This is a genomic window from Halorubrum sp. Boch-26 (assembly GCF_029889805.1).
Lineage (GTDB): Archaea > Halobacteriota > Halobacteria > Halobacteriales > Haloferacaceae > Halorubrum.
Window position 1 is genome coordinate 1 of record NZ_JARANT010000009.1, and the last position, 16624, is coordinate 16624.

Here is a 16624-nt window from a genome sequence, read left to right on the forward strand (position 1 = left end):
CCCACGCCCCCCGCCTTCGGCGCCTCGGCGCGGAGACGTGTATAACCGACTGCCCGGACCCCCCGTCGCCCCCGCGAGTGGGCCGACGGGCCCGAAGAGGCGGTCGCGTCGGCGCTCCCGCCGTCGCTTCGGTACGCGCGGCCACCGGATGGCGCGGGTGCGTGGACCCTCGACGTGAGCGCCTCGACGGCGTCCCAGGCCCTCGGCGGAAAGAACAGGAGCAGGACCGCGATCATGACGAACGGGAACACGCCGAGCCGCATCGTCGCGGCCATGCCCAAGTGCGCGGAGACGAACGCGAGGGCGGCCCCGACCCTGAGCCGTTCGTCGGGGGCGATCAGCAGGACGGACACGGAGAGCAGCGCGATCCAGAGCCAGTTCATCGCCGCGAGGACCGCGGCCCGTTCGGCGACGAACGGGCCCAAGAACACGACGAACTCCTCCACTTGGAATATCCGGGGAACAGCGATGCCCGACATCCACGCGTCGCTCCGGTACTTGGACACCACGTTCGCCGCGTAGATCGACACGAGCGTCAGGAGGGTGACGACCGTCCCGAGCGAACAGACCCGGTGATCGACGCCGTCGTTCCCTTCCTCCTCACCTCGCGCGGTGATCTCGATCCGGTCGCTGCGGACCTTCCGGCGGCTCGAACCGAGCGACCAGCGGGCGTCGAGGGGGAGAAAGAGGCCCAAGAACAGGAACACGACAAGGATTGTGTTCCCGCCGTTGATCACGTACGGGTTCCGCGCGTACAGCGACGCGAGCAGGACGAGGGAGACACCGGTCGACGCCCGCGTTCGATAGCCGACGAGCAGGGAGACGGCGGCGACGGCGGCGATCGCGAGCAGCCCGGCTTGTACCCACGTCGAACCGGACACCGCGTGGATCGAGACGGTCTCCAACAGCGGATACAGCTCGGCGAGCGTCGACCGCGTCAGGACGCCGTCGTCGGTGTAGAACGCGCGCATCCCCGGGAGCCGGTAGCGGAGTAGGTCGCCGAGGAGCAGGAGCGCCAGCGCGACCCGGAACGCGCCGAGCGCGCGCGGATCGATCCCGAGGTACGGCGCGGCGCGCTCGCGGAGGGACTCGCGCGCCGCCGCGTAGCGGGAACCGACGTTCGAGAGCGGCTGGCGTGGTGGCGTCATTCGGAGGTGTACGTCGTAGGATACGATCTCAGTGATAAGTGCTTTGTCGTCTTCGGGCCGAGCCGTCGCCCGCGGCGTCCGATCGCGTCGAGCCGTCGTCCGCAACGCGCGACCCTTCCGCAGTTTTCAAGCCCGCCCGCCGTGAGGTTTCGACAATGACACGCACGGTCTGGGTGAAAGCCGACGGGAGCGTCGGCGACTGGGAGGCGCGCAAGCGACGGATCACGGCCGCCATCGAGGCCGGCGCGGACTGGGTCCTCGTCGACGAGGCCGACGTGGGCCGCGTCAGAGAACTGGGGGACGTCTCGGTCGCGGCGTTCCGCTCCGAGGCGGACGTCATCGACGACGCCGAGAGCGACGCCGAGGCCGACGCTTACTTCGTCGGCAAGGGCGGTGAAGGCGACGGGACGATCGACCTCCCAGACGACTTCTCCGGCTCTGCGGACCTGACGACGGTCCGGCGGCGCGACGACCGCGCGCAGGGCGTCTACGTCCGCGTGCTCGGGACCGAGTACGAGCGGTTCGCCGAGGAGGCGGCGGACGACGCCGAGTACACGATCGTCGTCGGCGAGGACTGGTCGATCATCCCGCTGGAGAACCTGATCGCGCGGGTCGGCGAGGAGACGCACCTCGTCGCCGGCGCGACGACCGCCGCGGAGGCCCGGACCGCCTTCGAGACGCTGGAGATCGGCGCCGACGGCGTCCTCCTCGATTCCGACTCTCCCGACGAGATCCGGGGCGCGGTCGAGGCCCGCGACGCCGCCGACCGCGAGACGCTGGACCTCCGGCACGCCGAGGTGACCGAGATCGAACAGACCGGGATGGCGGACCGCGTCTGCATCGACACGGGGTCGCTGATGGACGACAGCGAGGGAATGTTAGTCGGCTCGATGTCGCGGGGGCTCTTTTTCGTCCACGCGGAGACCGCGGAGTCGCCGTACGTCGCCTCGCGGCCGTTCCGCGTGAACGCGGGCGCAGTCCACGCGTACGTCCGCAATTCCGAGGGCGGCACCAACTACCTCGCGGAGCTGTCGAGCGGCGACGAGGTCCAGGTCGTCGACACCGACGGCCACACCCGCGAGGCCGTGGTGGGTCGGGTGAAGATCGAGAAACGCCCGATGTTCCGGATCCAAGCGGAAGTCGAAACCGAGGACGGCTCCGACCGGATCGAGACGCTCATCCAGAACGCCGAGACCGTGAAGATCGCCACGACCGAGGGCCGGAAAGCCGTCACCGACGTCGAGCCGGGCGACGAGGCGCTCGTCTACTACGAGGACGTCGCGCGCCACTTCGGGGAGGCCGTCGAGGAGAGTATCATCGAGAAGTGAGGCCGGGCCGCCGTCCCGGTCGCGGAACGGTGACCGCGCCGCGGGCGCACGAAACCGGCCGGGATCGTGTCGACCAGAACGCATTTCACCGTCACTCCGCATCCGGTTCCCATGACAGTCGCTAACGAAGGCGATCGTCGCGTCGCGGAGTCGGGCGTCGTCGAACGGATCCGCCACCTCGCGGACGCCGCGAATCCGGCGTTCGCGGCCGGGAGCATTCTCGTGCCGCTGGCGTTTTTCGCCGCGAGCCTCGCGCTCGCGAGCACCGGACTGCTCTTTTACACGCACGTCGCGGCGGGCGCCGTGTGGTTCGGGTTCGCGCTGATCTTCCCGGCGATCATCGGCCCGACCCTCGGCGGACTCGACGAGGAGGCGTCGGCCGCGGTGACGGCCACGCTCGTCCCGAAGGCCGTCTTCTTCCTCGTCGGCTTCTCGCTCACGACGGTGCTCTCGGGCACGGTGCTGTTGACGTCCGACCTCGGGCTCGGCTACGGGTTCGCGAGCCGCTGGTCGTCGGCCGCGCTCGGCGTCGGCTGGGGGCTGTTCGCGTTCGGTCTCGTGGTCCCACACCGGCTCCAGCTCCGCGCGTACTACGAGACGCTGACGCCGGATCCGGACGCCGCCCGACTCGAATCGATCGAGAAGAAGAACCTCGTCGTCGGGCTGTTCGAGGGCGCCGTGATGCTCGCGCTCATCGTCCTGATGAGCGGGTTCCGGCTCGGGTAGCCCGGCGCAGATATCGGGAGTCCCCGCCTCAGATATCGTACAGCTCGCCGTACTTCTCCTCGACGTAGTCGACGAACGCGTCAGCCGAGAACTCCTCGCCGGTCGCGCGTTCCACCAGCTCGTTCGTCTCGTAGCGCGAGCCGTGCCGGTGGACGTTCTCGCCGAGCCACGCCTGGAGATCGCCGAAGTCGCCGTCGGCGATCTTCGCGTCGAGGCCGTCGATCTCACTCTCGGCGGCGTCGAACAGCTGCGCGGCCATGACGGATCCGAGCGAGTAGGTGGGGAAGTAACCGAAGTTCCCGTGGCTCCAATGGATGTCCTGCAGACAGCCTTCGCTGTCGGTCTCGGGGCGGATCCCGAGGTACTCCTCGTACTTGTCGTTCCAGACCTCCGGCACGTCCTCGACCGCGAGGTCGCCGCGGATCAGGTCGCGCTCGATCTCGAACCGGACGATGATGTGGAGGTGGTAGGTGAGCTCGTCCGCCTCGACGCGGATGAAGTTGTCCTCGTACACCTGATTGAACGCCTCGTAGGCGTCCTCGACGGTCGCCGCCTCGGTCTGGGGGAACTGCTCTTTAAACGAGGGGAGAAACAGCTCCCAGAACGCCCGACTCCGCCCGACGTGATTCTCCCAGAGCCGCGACTGCGACTCGTGGACGGAGAGGTCGCGCGACTCGCCGAGGGGGGTCGCCCACTCCTCCTGCGGGAGTCCGAGGTTGTACTGGGCGTGCCCGTACTCGTGGATCGTCGAGCCGATCGCACCGAGCGGATCGGACTCGTCGAACCGGGTCGTCACGCGGCAGTCGAACTGGTTGCCGGAGGTGAACGGGTGCGAGGAGACGTCGAGCCGACCGCGGTCGAAGTCGTAGCCGACGAGTTCGAGCGCCTCGCGGGCGAGTGCCTCCTGGTCGTCCTCGGAGAAGGTCCCCTCGAAGGTGTCGACCGCGAGGTCCGCGTCGGCGCCGCGGATCGCGTCGATCATGGGAACGAGCGTCTCGCGGAGCTCCTCGAGGATGGCCTCGGCGCGGTCGATAGGGAGACACGGCTCGTAATCCTCGAAGAGGACCTCGTAGGGGTCGCGGTCGGGGTCGATGTGTTCCGCGTACTCCCGCTTGAGCTCGACGTGCTTCTCTAGGTACGGGGCGAACGCCTCGAAGTCGTCCTCGGCTCTCGCCTCCTCCCACGCCTGCAGCGCCTCGGAGCCGGTCTCGGAGATCTCCTCGACGAGCTCGACGGGCACGGCGTCGGCGCGCTCGTACTCGCGGCGGACCTCGCGGACGACCGCCGCCCGCTCGTCGGTGAGGTCGGCGTCGTCGAGCTCGGCGAGCAGCTCGCCGGTCTCGCTATCCGTGATCATGTCGTGTTGGATCGACGAGAGCGTCGAGAGCTCCTTCGAGCGGGCGGGCGTGCCGCCCTCGGGCATCATCACCTGCTGGTCCCACCCGAGCACGCCGGCGGCGCTCCCGACCGTGTTCCAGCGTCGAACGCGGTCCAGGAGGGCCTCGTACGCCTCGGGGGCGTCGGTCGCGTCGTCGGCCGCGGCTTCCGTTGCCATACGTCACGGATCGGTCGCGCGGATTAAGAAGGGACCGAATCCGGAACGGACGCGACGACGGGTCACGGAGGCCGTCCGCCGCGCGGATCCGGGCGAACCGGCCCCGAGCGCGACCTATTTCAGAGAGGCCGCCGAACCGCCGGCAACGAATGAAGACCGACGAGGACACCATCGACCTGCGATCCGACACCGTCACGACGCCCTCGGACGAGATGCGCGAGGCCGCTCGCGACGCCGAGGTCGGCGACGACGTGTACCGCGACGACCCGACCGTCAACGAGCTGGAGCGCCGCGCCGCCGAGGCTGTCAGCACCGAGGCCGCGCTGTACGTCCCTTCCGGGACGATGGCGAACCAGATCGCCGTCCACGTTCACACGGAGCCCGGCCAGGAGCTCCTCTTGGAACGCGAGTCGCACATCTACCGGTGGGAGCTCGCGGGCGCGGCGAAGCTCTCGGGCGCGCAGACCCGGACGATCGACGCCGGCGAGCGCTGCGTTCCGACCCCGGACGCGGTCGCCGAGGGACTCGTGAGCGAGGACCTCCATCGGCCCGGGACCGGCCTCCTCTCGCTGGAGAACACCCACAACTACCGCGGCGGGGTCGCGGTCCCGGTCGAGGAGATCGCCGCGGCCGCCGAGGTCGCCCGCGACGCCGACGTGCCGGTCCACCTCGACGGCGCCCGCGTGTTCAACGCCGCGGTCGCGCTCGGCGTCGACGCGAGCGACGTCGTCGCGCCCGCCGACAGCGTCACTTTCTGTCTCTCGAAGGGACTCGGCGCACCCGTCGGCTCGATCCTCGCGGGCGACGAGGCGTTCGTCGAGGCGGCCCGCCGCGTCCGGAAGCTGTTCGGCGGCGGGATGCGACAGGCCGGCATGATCGCCGCGCCCGGGCTGCTCGCCCTCGACAACGTCGACCGGCTCGCCGACGACCACGCCAACGCCGAGCGGCTCGCCGCCGGTCTCGACGCGCTGAACGGGGTCGACGCGCCCGCGCCGGACACCAACATCGTCGTCGCGCACACCGAAGACGCCGGGATCCCAGCCGCGGACCTCGTGGAGGCCTGCAAGGCGGCCGGCGTCGGCTGCGTCGAGTTCGACGAGTACACGACCCGCTTCACGACGCACCTCGACGTGGACGCCGCCGACGTGGACGCCGCCGTCGACCGGATCGGCGACGCGGTCGCGGCGCTGTCGGCCTGAGGCGGCGCGGTCACGGCGCTGTCGGCCTGAGGCGGCGCGGTCACGGCGCTGTCGGCCTGAGGCGGCGCGGTCGGAGATCAGACGCACGCACGGAAACGTTCAATTCGGCGGGCGATCAACCCGGTCGTATGGGCACAGCACCCGTGGGCTCGGAACAGCTCCCCGGCCGAACCGAGGTGGCCGGCGCCCGTCCCTGAGGTGGTCGGCGTCGACATCAGCGGCCGCCACGAGGAGGACGGCGAGTACCTGATGGTCGCGGCCGCGGTGCACGCCCGGATCGACTCGACCCGGATCCGGTCGGTCGAGGGGACCGGCTTCGCCGCCGCGCGCGAGGGACCGACGCTCGACGCGACGCTGGCAGTCGTGGCGACCGCCGTCGGGAACCTGCCGGAGCCACCGGCGGGACCGATCGTCGCGGAGCACGGCGAGTTCTACGAGGAACCCCCCGAGCGGGTCGGGCTCAGCTTCCGACCCGAGTTTAAATACGTCGAGAGCATAGGTGAGCGCGAAACAGTGCAGGCAGCACACCACGCCGCGTACGCCGCCCGAGACCTCCTCTTATGACCGGGAGCGTCGAGGGGGCGAACGCCGACGGAACCCACGAATCGGTCCCTCGAGAGCGGCGCGCGGTCGTCGCCAAGCGCGTCGATTCCGGCAACGCCGACCTCACCGAGATCACCCAGCTCGCCGCGGCCGCAGGCTACGAAGTGGTCGGCGAGCTCTCGCAGACCCGCACGGAGGACGCCGCGTTCATGTTCGGTGAGGGGAAGGTCGCGGAGCTGCGCGACCGGGTCCGCCGGACCGACGCCGGCGCCGTCATCGTCGACAACGACGTGGGGCCGTACCAGACGTTCAACATCGGCGGGGAGCTCCCCGAGGGCGTCGAGGTGATCGACCGGTTCACGCTCATCCTCGAGATCTTCGGCCAGCGCGCGAACACTCGGAAGGCGCAGCTGCAGGTCGAGCTCGCCGAGCTCCGGTACGAGCTCCCGCGCGCCGAGGCGAAGGCGAGCCTCGCGAAGCGCGACGAGCGCCCCGGGTTCATGGGGCTCGGCGAGTACGACGAGAGCGTCGAGCGCGACATCAAACGACAGATCTCCGAGATCCAAGACGAGCTGGAGTCGATCGCCGAGAAGGAGGAGGCGCGCCGCGAGCAGCGCCGCGACTCCGGCTTCGATCTGGTCGCGCTCGCGGGCTACACCAACGCCGGCAAGTCGACGCTGATGCGCCGGCTCGCGGCCGAGATCGACGTCGACGAGAACGTCGACCGACACCCCGACCTCGACACGACCGCCGAGTCGCAGGACATGCTGTTCACCACCCTCGGCACGACGACCCGCCGGGCCGCGATGGAGAAGCGCGACGTGCTCCTCACGGACACGGTCGGGTTCATCGCCGACCTCCCCCACTGGCTCGTGGAGTCGTTCGAATCGACGCTCGACTCGGTGTACCGGGCCGACCTCGTGCTGCTCGTCGTCGACGCGAGCGAGCCGGTCGAGGCGATGCGCGAGAAGCTCGTCACGAGCCACGATACCCTCTACGAGCGCAACGAGGCCCCCGTCGTCACCGTGTTCAACAAGGTGGACCGGCTCGTGCCCGGCGAGCTGGCGGACAAGCGCGGCGCGCTCTCCGGCGTCGCGCCCGACCCCGTCGCCGTCTCGGCGAAGACGGGCGCGGGCGTCGCGGAGCTTCGCGACCGCGTCGAGGACGAACTCCCCGACTGGGAGCGCGAGCGGCTCGTCCTCCCCGTCTCCGACGAGGCCATGAGCCTCGTCTCGTGGATCCACGACCACGGCCACGTCGACGAGGAGTCGTACGCGAGCGACCAGGTGACCGTCGACTTCGAGGCCAAACCCTCGATCGTGGCCCGCGCCCGATCGAAAGCGGCCGCGCTCGCCCCCGCGGAGTCGCCGTAGGCGGCGAGTCGGCGCGCCGGGCGGCGAGTCGGCGCGTCGGGCGGCGAGGACTCACGCGACGTCGCGGACGGGCATGACGGATCGGGCGCGCGTGGCATCGGACAAAGTATACATTCCTCCACTTGCGAACAGGTATCATGGACGACGCCGGAGTCGACGGCCGGCGGCGGGACCGACTCGTCGCCGCCGACGACGCTATCGAGCCGCCGACGGGGTTCCGCGAGCGGGCCGTCGCGAGCGACGCGGGGGTGTACGACGCGTTCGCGGCCGACGGGCCCGACGCCTGGCGGCGCGCCGCCGACCTCCTCGACTGGGAGACCGAGTACGACGCGGTGCTCGACGACGCCGACCCGCCCTTTTATCAGTGGTTTCCGGGCGGGCGGCTCAACGCGTCGGTGAACTGCGTCGACCGACACCTCGACGAGCGGCGCAACCAGCTCGCGATCCGGTGGTTCGGCAAGCGCGGCGAGCGGCGGTCGTACACCTACCTCGACCTCCACCGCGAGGTGAACGCCGTCGCGGCGGGGCTACGGGAGCTCGGCGTCGAGGAGGACGACGTCGTGACGCTGTACCTCCCGATGATCCCGGAGCTCCCGGTCGCGATGCTGGCGTGTGCGCGGATCGGCGCGCCCCACAACGTCGTCTTCGCGGGGCTCTCGGCGGAGGCGCTGGCGACCCGCCTCGACGCGGCCGACTCGTCGTACCTCGTCACCTGCGACGGCTACTACCGGCGGGAAGACGCGTTCAACCAGAAGTCGAAGGCGGACAACGCCCGACTCCGGGCCGACGCCGATCTCGCGGCGACGGTCGTCGTCGACCGGCTCGGGGACGCGCTCGACGTGTCCCTCGGCGACGACGAGTACGGGTACGAGTCCCTCGTCGACGCGCACGACGGCGAGACGGTCGAGCCGGTCGCGCGCGACGCCACCGACCTGCTGTTCGTGATGTACACCTCCGGGACGACCGGCCGACCGAAGGGCGTCGAGCACGCGACCGGCGGCTACCTCTCGCACGTCGCGTGGACTACCCGGAACGTCCTCGACGTGCGCCCCGACGACACCTACTGGTGTGCGGCCGACATCGGCTGGATCACGGGTCACTCCTACGGCGTGTATGGGCCACTCTCGGTCGGGACCACGACCGTCCTCTACGAGGGCTCGCCAGACTACCCGGACCGGGACCGCGTGTGGGACCTGATCGAGCGCAACGCGGTCAGCGTCTTCTACACCTCGCCCACCGCGATCCGGTCGTTCATGAAGTGGGGCGCGGAGTACCCCGACCGCCACGACCTCTCGTCGGTCCGCCTGCTGGGCACCGTCGGCGAGTCGATCACGCCGAAGGCGTGGCGCTGGTACCGCGAGCACGTCGGCGGCGGCGAGGCGCCGATCGTCGACACGTGGTGGCAGACGGAAACGGGGGCCATCGCGCTCGCGACGCTGCCCGGGATCACGCCGATGAAGCCGGGGAAGGTCGGGCCGCCGCTGCCCGGGATCGACGCGCGCGTCGTCGACGAGGACGGCGAGCCGGTCGCCCCCGGCGATCCGGGGTACCTCACGATCGGGTCGCCGTGGCCCGGGATGCTGCGCGGGCTCCGCGAGGGCGACGAGCGCTACCGCCGCGAGTACTGGGTCGAGGCCGAGGACGGGTGGCGCTACCGGACCGGCGACGGCGCGACGGTCGACGAGGACGGCTACGTGAGCATCCTCGGTCGCGTCGACGACGTGATCAACGTGCGAGCGCGACGGTTCAACACCGCCGAGTTGGAGTCGGCGATCGTGGGCGTCGAGGGCGTCACCGAGACCGCGGTCGTCGGCGACGACGACGGCGACATCGTCGCCTACGTGACCACCCGGAGCGACGTCGAGCCCGGGGAGTCGCTCCGGGCCGCGATCGGCGAGGAGCTGGCCCGCTCCGTCGGCGACGTGGCGCGCGCGAACCGGATCGTGTTCACTCCGGACCTCCCGAAGACGCGCTCGGGGAAGATCATGCGCCGCCTGCTGGAGGACATCGCTCGCGGCGAGGAGTTCGGCGACGTCAGCGCGCTCCGGAACCCGGAGGTCGTCGGTGAGATCGAGTCGTCAGTTCGCGAGGAGTAACCGGATACGGATTCCCCACACCGTTTCAGCACCGTCTCAAACGTTCATATGGGCGGGCTCCGAGGAACCGGTATGGGAACGCTCGTCTCTCGCTCGGCGCTCCACGATCGGAAGCGGGCAGTCGCCAAGGCGCTCTGTTACCGCGTCTTCATGGTCATAATTACCGTATTCGTGGCGTGGGCGGTCGTCGAGGACGTGGGCGCCGCCGTGAACATCGGGCTGTTCACCAACGTCGTCAAGACCGCGACGTACTACGCCTACGAGCGGCTGTGGGACCACGTCGCGTGGGGCGTCGCCGACGGCGTCTGAGTCGGTCACCCCTCCGGTGGAGGTGTCAGCCCGTTCGAGAGGAGTCGTCACGTGTTTCGGAAATGAATTGTATACCGAAACAATGCGTCTCGAGACACATCCGTTGAGCAGACCGAATAGAGAGGCCGTGGATCGGTACACGCGAGAAAAGCAGGACGTGCGAAGATTTTTCTTTCGGCTTTTCGTCTGTTCACGAAGTAGATGGTCGACGCGATCGACGCCGACGCGTACGACGCCCTCGTGGCCGCGGCCGAGACGTACCGCGCCGCGGTCGTGGTTCGGCTCGCCGGGGAGGCCGGACTCCGGACCGGCGAGATCACCCGCGTCGCGCCGCGGCACCTCCGGGATGCGGGCGTCGCCTCCGAGGCGTCACTCCTCGCCGTTCCGGCCGAGAACGCGGCCGAATCTATCGACCGCGAGACGGTCGTCCCGGCCTCGCTGGCGGCCGAGCTCCGGCGGTACGCCGAGAGCGAGGGGCTCGGCGAGGCGGAGCCGTTCGTCGGCGTCTCGCCCCGCCGGGTCCAGATGATCGTGAACGAGACCGCCGGGCGGGCGGCGGCGCGGACCGACGGCGCGGTCCCGGCCGACGTCACGCCTCGCGACCTCCGCGACGCCTTCGCGCGCCGACTCCTCGTCGACCGCGGCGTCGACCCCCACGCGGTCCGCGAGGCCGGTGGCTGGGAGACGCTCGGAACCTTGGACGAGTTTCTCGGCCCGCTCGACGGCCGGGAGATCGCCGAGGCGTTCGCGGTCGCCGGGACCGCTGGGTCCGCCGGAGCCGCCGATCCGGCCGCCGGTACCGACGGAACGACACCGACCGCGCTCGGCGGGTTCGAGGCGCTCGCCGACGGCGAGGACCGCGGGTCGCCGCTGGCGACGGTCCCGGAGCGACTGGTCGAGTCCGACCGGTGGGTCGAGGCGTGGGTGGTCCGCGGGTCGGTCGACGGCGGCCGGACCGAGGTCGTGGGCGCCGCTGGCGTCGACCGGGAGGTCCTCGTCGACCGCGGCGTCACGCGGGACGGGCCGTGGCTCGACGCGGTCGAGACGGGAGACCCGGTCCTCGCAGACGACGAGCCGACCGCCGACGGGCGGCCGGGAATCGCCGTCCCCGCGAGCTACCGGGACGTGACGCACGGCGCGCTCTGCGTCGTCGCCGACGAAGCGGCCGTTTCGGAGACCGAGCGCCGCGAACTCGTCGCGCTCGGGCGGTGTCTCGGCTGGGCGGTGACGGCCGGCCGGTGGCGCGACCTCCTCCACTCCGACGCCGTCACCGAGGTCGAGTTCCACACAGCCGACGAGGGGGCGTTTCTCGCCCGGGCTAGCGCCGGCCTCGGCTGTCGGATCGCACTCGACTCGACCGTCGGCGTCACCGACGACGCCTCTCGGCTGTACCTCTCCGTCGCGGGAGCGAGACCGCAGGGCGTCGCCGAGGTCGTCGACGGCGCTGACGGCGTTTCGGACCTCCGAGTGATCGAGACGCGCGAGGACGGCTGCTCCGTGTCGGTGCACGTCGAGGGCGGGTCGGCCGTCCGAACGCTCACGGAACACGGTGCGACCGTCCGCGACGCGGTCGGGGAAGACGGCCGCGTCCGCGTCGTCGCCGACCTCCCCGAGGGCGCCGACGTCAGACCGGTGGCCGACGGCCTCCGCGCCGCGTTCGCCGACGCCCGTCTCGCGAGCAAGGAGTCCGTCGGCCGGTCGGCGCGGTCCGAGTCCTCCTTCCGCGAAGGGGTCGCGGACCGGTTCACCGACCGCCAGTGGGCCGCCCTGTCGGCCGCGTACCACGGCGGCTACTTCGACTGGCCCCGCGGGAGCACCGCCGAGGAGGTCGCCGACGCGATGGACGTCTCCTCGCCGACGTTTCATAACCACCTCCGCAAGGCGCAACGCGCGCTCCTCGACGGCCTCTTCGAGGAGGAGCACCGGGATCGGATCTGAGCCGAGACGCACCTGAGAGGCACCCGATACCGGGGCGATAGACACCAGATACCGGCGAGAACCGGCGCGCGCGACGGTGCGAGATTATCACGATTTTTCGTATTTAGCGCCAGCGTTTATATGGTGAGATTGGGTGGATACGACCGTACCATGACAGAGGACGACGGACAACTGGAAGCGAGACTGGAAGAGCAGGAGGTGTTCGAGCCGCCGGAATCGTTCGTATCGGGGGCCAACGTCTCCGACCCCGAGATCTACGAGGAGTTCGAGGAGAACTGGCCGGAGTGCTGGGAGGCCGCGGCCGACCTCCTCGACTGGGAATCGAAGTACGATCAGGTGTTGGACGACAGCAACCCGCCATTCTACGAGTGGTTCACCGGCGGCGAACTGAACGCGTCGGCTAACTGCCTCGACCGACACCTCGACGAGCGCGGCGACGAGGCCGCGATCGAGTGGGTCGGCGAGCCGGTCGACGAGGACGATCGCACGTACACGTACGAGGAGCTCCACCGAGAGGTGAACGAGTTCGCGTCCGCGCTCCGCGAGCAGGGCGTCGAGGAGGACGACGTCGTGACGATGTACATGCCGATGATCCCGGAACTGCCGATCGCGATGCTGGCGTGCGCCCGCATCGGCGCCCCCCACAGCGTCGTTTTCGCCGGGTTCTCGGCGGACGCGCTCGCGACCCGGATGAACTCCGCGGAGTCGGAGTACCTCGTCACCTGCGACGGCTACTACCGGCGCGGCGACCCGCTCGACCACCTCGACAAGGCGAACGAGGGGCTCGCGGGCGTCGACCACGGCACCACGACCGTCGTCGTCGATCGGCTCGGGCCGAACGGCGACGACTTCGGCCACGAGCTCGGCGACGACCAGCTCGACTACGGAGACCTCGTCGCGGACCACGAGGGCGCCGAGGTCGAGCCGGTCACCCGCGACGCCGAGGACATGCTGTTCCTGATGTACACCTCCGGGACGACGGGGAAACCGAAGGGCGTGAAACACACCACGGGCGGCTACCTCTCGTGGGTGTCGTGGACCTCGCAGTCCGTCCTCGACATCAAGCCGGATGACACGTACTTCTGTTCGGCCGACATCGGCTGGATCACGGGTCACTCGTACATCGTCTACGGGCCGCTCGCGCTCGGGACGACGACGATGATGTACGAGGGCACGCCGGACCACCCGGAGCAGGACCGCCTCTGGGAGATCGTCGACGAGTACGACGCGACCCAGCTGTACACGGCTCCCACGGCGATCCGCGCGTTCATGAAGTGGGGACAGAAGTTCCCGGACCGTCACGACCTCTCGTCGCTGCGGCTGCTCGGGACGGTCGGCGAGCCGATCAACCCCCGCGCGTGGAAGTGGTACTACCAGCACATCGGCGACGAGGAGTGTCCGATCGTCGACACGTGGTGGCAGACCGAGACCGGCGGGATGATGGTGACGACGCTGCCCGGGATCAAGGACATGAAGCCGGGCGCCGCCGGACCCCCGCTCCCGGGGCTCGACGTCCAGATCCTCGACACGCTCGGCGACGAGGTCGAGCCCGGAAAGGCCGGCTACCTCACGGTGCAGAAGCCGTGGCCCGGCATGCTCCGGACGCTGTACAACAACGACGAGCGCTACATCGAGGAGTACTGGGCGGAGTACTCGGATACCGACAGCGACGACCCCGACGACTGGGTGTACTTCCCGGAGGACGGGGCGAAGATCGACGAGGACGGCTACATCACCGTGCTCGGCCGCGTCGACGACGTGCTCAACGTCTCCGGCCACCGGCTGGGGACGATGGAGATCGAGTCCGCGATCGTCGGCGTCGAGGGGGTCGCGGAGGCCGCCGTCGTCGGCGGGAACCACGACATCAAAGGCGAGGCGGTCTACGCGTACGTGACCACCGAGGACGGGTACGAGGGCAACGACGAGCTCCGCGACGCGATCATCGCCGGTGTGGAGGACGCCATCGGTCCGATCGCTCGGCCGGAGCAAGTCGTGTTCACGCCCGACCTGCCGAAGACCCGTTCGGGGAAGATCATGCGCCGCCTGCTGGAGAACATCGCTGACGGCAAGGAACTCGGTAACACGAGCACGCTCCGGAACCCGGAGATCGTCGAAGAGATCCAGCAGAAAGCGGACGGCGAATAGGCGTCCGACGCCCCCGTTTTCAGATCGGCACGACGACCTCGATACGCGAACGAACGTCACGATCGAATCAGATATACGACGTACGACGAGTCTCACAACGACACACCACGATAGATGACAGATAGTAGCTCACACGACTCCGGCGACGCTGCCACCGACGGTGGCGTCGCGGCGGGTGCGGCACAGAAGCACAGACAGACCGACTACCTCAGCTCGGAGGTGAACCTGCTGAATCCGAGCACGCCGTACATGCGCGAGCACCTCCGGATCGTCTGGACGGGGTTCGCGATCTGGGCCGTTATCGTCTTCGGTCCGGTGACGGCCACCTATCTGGCCCCCGGGACGATGACGACCGCGATGCCGGTCATCGGCTTCCCGCTCCACTACTTCCTCATCGCCATCGGCGCACCGGGGGGTGCGCTGATCTTATCAGCGTGGTACGCCCAGCGGCGGGACGAGCTCGACAGTAAGTACGGGATCGATCACGACAGCACGGGGGGTGACGCATGACGGCGCTCGCCGCAATGCTGCTCCAGAGCGGACTGCTCCCCGAGGAGTTCACCGTCTCGTTCAAGGCGCTCCCATCGATACTGGTGATCGGCATGCTCCTCGTGTTCATCGCCATCGGATTCGTCTTCCGCGTGGCCGACACGGAGGACATGTGGGTCGCCGGGCGCTCGATCGGGAACGTCGAGAACGGGATGGCGATCGGCGCCAACTGGATGTCCGCCGCGTCGTACCTCGGGATGGCGGCGCTGATCGCGACGGCCGGCGTCTACGGGCTCGCGTTCGTCGTCGGGTGGACGACCGGTTACTTCATCCTGCTCATCTTCCTCGCCGCGCAGCTGCGTCGGTTCGGGAAGTACACGGCGCCGGACTTCGTCGGCGACCGCTTCAACTCCGACACCGCGCGCGCTATCGGCGCGGTCACGACGTTCCTCATCGGATTCGTCTACGCGATCGGACAGGCCCGCGGGATGGGGCTCGTCGGGCTGTACATCTTCGGCGACCTCGGGGTCTTTGGACTGAGCGGGTACCAGGCGATGGTCATCATCATGATGACGATCACGGTGGGATATCTCACGCTGTCCGGCATGCTGGGCGCGACGAAGAACATGGCCGTCCAGTACGTCATTCTCATCGTCGCGTTCGTCGCCGGGCTGTTCGCGGTCGGGTTCACGAACGACTACTCGACGATCCTGCCGCAGATCGAGTACGGGGCGCTGATAGCCGACCTGAGCGCCGAGTTCTCCGAACCGTTCATCAACCAGAGCTACTACCTGTGGATCGCGACGGCGTTCTCGCTCATCGTCGGGACGTGCGGGCTCCCGCACGTGCTGGTCCGCTTCTACACGGTCGAAAACGAGCGGACGGCCCGCTGGTCCACCGTCTGGGGACTGTTCTTCATCTGTATCCTCTACTTCAGCGCGCCGGCGTTCGCTGCGTTCGGAACCGACCTGTACGCGCGAAACATCGGCGCGGTGTACGGCGACCCGGGGATGACGAGCGAGGCGGCCGACGTGATCGTCGTGTTGGCCGCGGAGCTGTCGAACCTGCCGCAGTGGTTCGTCGGATTCGTCGCCGCCGGCGGGATCGCGGCCGCCATCGCGACGACCGCCGGGCTGTTCATCGCCGGCTCCTCGGCGATCTCCCACGACATTTACACCAACATCATCAACCCCGACGCGACCCAGCGCCAGCAGGTGCTCGTCGGTCGACTGAGCATCGTCGCGCTCGGCGTGCTGACGACGCTGGCGGCGCTCGACCCCGCGGCGCCGATCGCCGCGCTGGTCTCGTACGCGTTCTCGCTGGCCGGCGCGGTGCTGTTCCCGATGTTCTTCCTCGGCATGTGGTGGGAGAACACGAACCGCGAAGGGGCGCTGGCCGGCATGACCACCGGGCTCACCATCTGGGGTATCTCGATGGTCAACGAGGTCGTTCCGACGTACATCGGCGGGGTGGAGGCTCCGCTCAACGCGACGCTCGCGGCGTGGATGCCTGCGATCGGCTCCGCGCTCATCGCCGTGCCGGTCGTCTTCGCCGTCACCATCGTCGTCTCGATGGCGACCGACGATCCGCCGATTGAGACGAAGCGGATCGTCCGACAGTGTCACAGCCCGGAGCCGATGCGCCAACAGCAGACGGCAGAGGACGTCGTCGCCGACGGTGGCGAGGACGTGGCGACGGACGGGGGCCGCGCAGCGGACGACGCGGGTATCGATGTCGATCGTGCGGGAGACGACGCGACCACGGAGGAGTAATCC

13 protein-coding genes are annotated in these 16624 nt (G+C 69.3%); 11 read left to right on the forward strand and 2 right to left on the reverse strand.

The window, feature by feature from the left end; translation table 11 throughout:
- Positions 1–1148, reverse strand: a 1148-nt coding sequence (locus tag OQF71_RS02330; RefSeq protein WP_280585547.1) for an HTTM domain-containing protein, incomplete at its 3' end; no start/stop codon positions are given.
- Between the two features lie 155 nt (positions 1149–1303).
- Here OQF71_RS02330 and OQF71_RS02335 point away from each other — a divergent pair.
- Positions 1304–2476 carry a 3-dehydroquinate synthase II gene (locus OQF71_RS02335; protein WP_280585548.1) on the forward strand — a complete coding sequence of 391 codons (1173 nt, stop codon included), beginning with the start codon at positions 1304–1306 and terminating at the stop codon, positions 2474–2476.
- Positions 2477–2587: 111 nt separating this feature from the next.
- A complete protein-coding gene (locus tag OQF71_RS02340; protein ID WP_280585549.1) occupies positions 2588–3202 on the forward strand; it encodes a hypothetical protein in 615 nt (204 codons plus the stop codon).
- Between the two features lie 28 nt (positions 3203–3230).
- Here OQF71_RS02340 and OQF71_RS02345 read toward each other — a convergent pair whose 3' ends face one another.
- Positions 3231–4757, reverse strand: coding sequence for a carboxypeptidase M32 (locus OQF71_RS02345; RefSeq protein WP_280585550.1), 1527 nt, complete (start codon positions 4755–4757; stop codon positions 3231–3233).
- A gap of 149 nt (positions 4758–4906) precedes the next feature.
- On the opposite strand from OQF71_RS02345, the gene OQF71_RS02350 reads away from it, so the two are divergent.
- From OQF71_RS02350 to OQF71_RS02390, 9 genes are all read left to right on the forward strand, one after another.
- Positions 4907–5956, forward strand: a complete 1050-nt coding sequence (locus OQF71_RS02350; protein ID WP_280585552.1) for a GntG family PLP-dependent aldolase — start codon at positions 4907–4909, stop codon at positions 5954–5956.
- 198 nt (positions 5957–6154) lie between these two features.
- Complete coding sequence (locus tag OQF71_RS02355; protein ID WP_280585554.1) at positions 6155–6520, forward strand: DUF2209 family protein; 366 nt, start codon at positions 6155–6157, stop codon at positions 6518–6520.
- Positions 6517–7872, forward strand: coding sequence for a GTPase HflX (gene hflX / locus OQF71_RS02360; RefSeq protein ID WP_280585555.1), 1356 nt, complete (start codon positions 6517–6519; stop codon positions 7870–7872). Before OQF71_RS02355 ends, hflX begins: the two co-directional genes overlap by 4 nt.
- A gap of 137 nt (positions 7873–8009) precedes the next feature.
- A complete protein-coding gene (acs, locus tag OQF71_RS02365) occupies positions 8010–9968 on the forward strand; it encodes an acetate--CoA ligase (protein WP_280585556.1) in 1959 nt (652 codons plus the stop codon).
- A 72-nt stretch (positions 9969–10040) separates the two neighbouring features.
- Positions 10041–10277: a DUF2061 domain-containing protein gene (locus OQF71_RS02370; protein ID WP_280585558.1), complete on the forward strand. Its 237-nt coding sequence runs from the start codon at positions 10041–10043 to the stop codon at positions 10275–10277.
- A gap of 201 nt (positions 10278–10478) precedes the next feature.
- Positions 10479–12215, forward strand: coding sequence for a bacterio-opsin activator domain-containing protein (locus OQF71_RS02375; protein WP_280585559.1), 1737 nt, complete (start codon positions 10479–10481; stop codon positions 12213–12215).
- Between the two features lie 150 nt (positions 12216–12365).
- Positions 12366–14360 (forward strand): acetate--CoA ligase, encoded by a 1995-nt coding sequence (acs, locus tag OQF71_RS02380; RefSeq protein WP_280585560.1) that lies wholly within the window; start codon positions 12366–12368, stop codon positions 14358–14360.
- A gap of 114 nt (positions 14361–14474) precedes the next feature.
- Positions 14475–14870 (forward strand): DUF4212 domain-containing protein, encoded by a 396-nt coding sequence (locus OQF71_RS02385; protein ID WP_280585562.1) that lies wholly within the window; start codon positions 14475–14477, stop codon positions 14868–14870.
- Entirely contained in the window at positions 14867–16621 is a 1755-nt protein-coding gene (locus OQF71_RS02390; RefSeq protein ID WP_280585563.1) for a cation acetate symporter, read from the forward strand. Before OQF71_RS02385 ends, OQF71_RS02390 begins: the two co-directional genes overlap by 4 nt.
- The last annotated feature ends 3 nt before the right edge of the window (positions 16622–16624 follow it).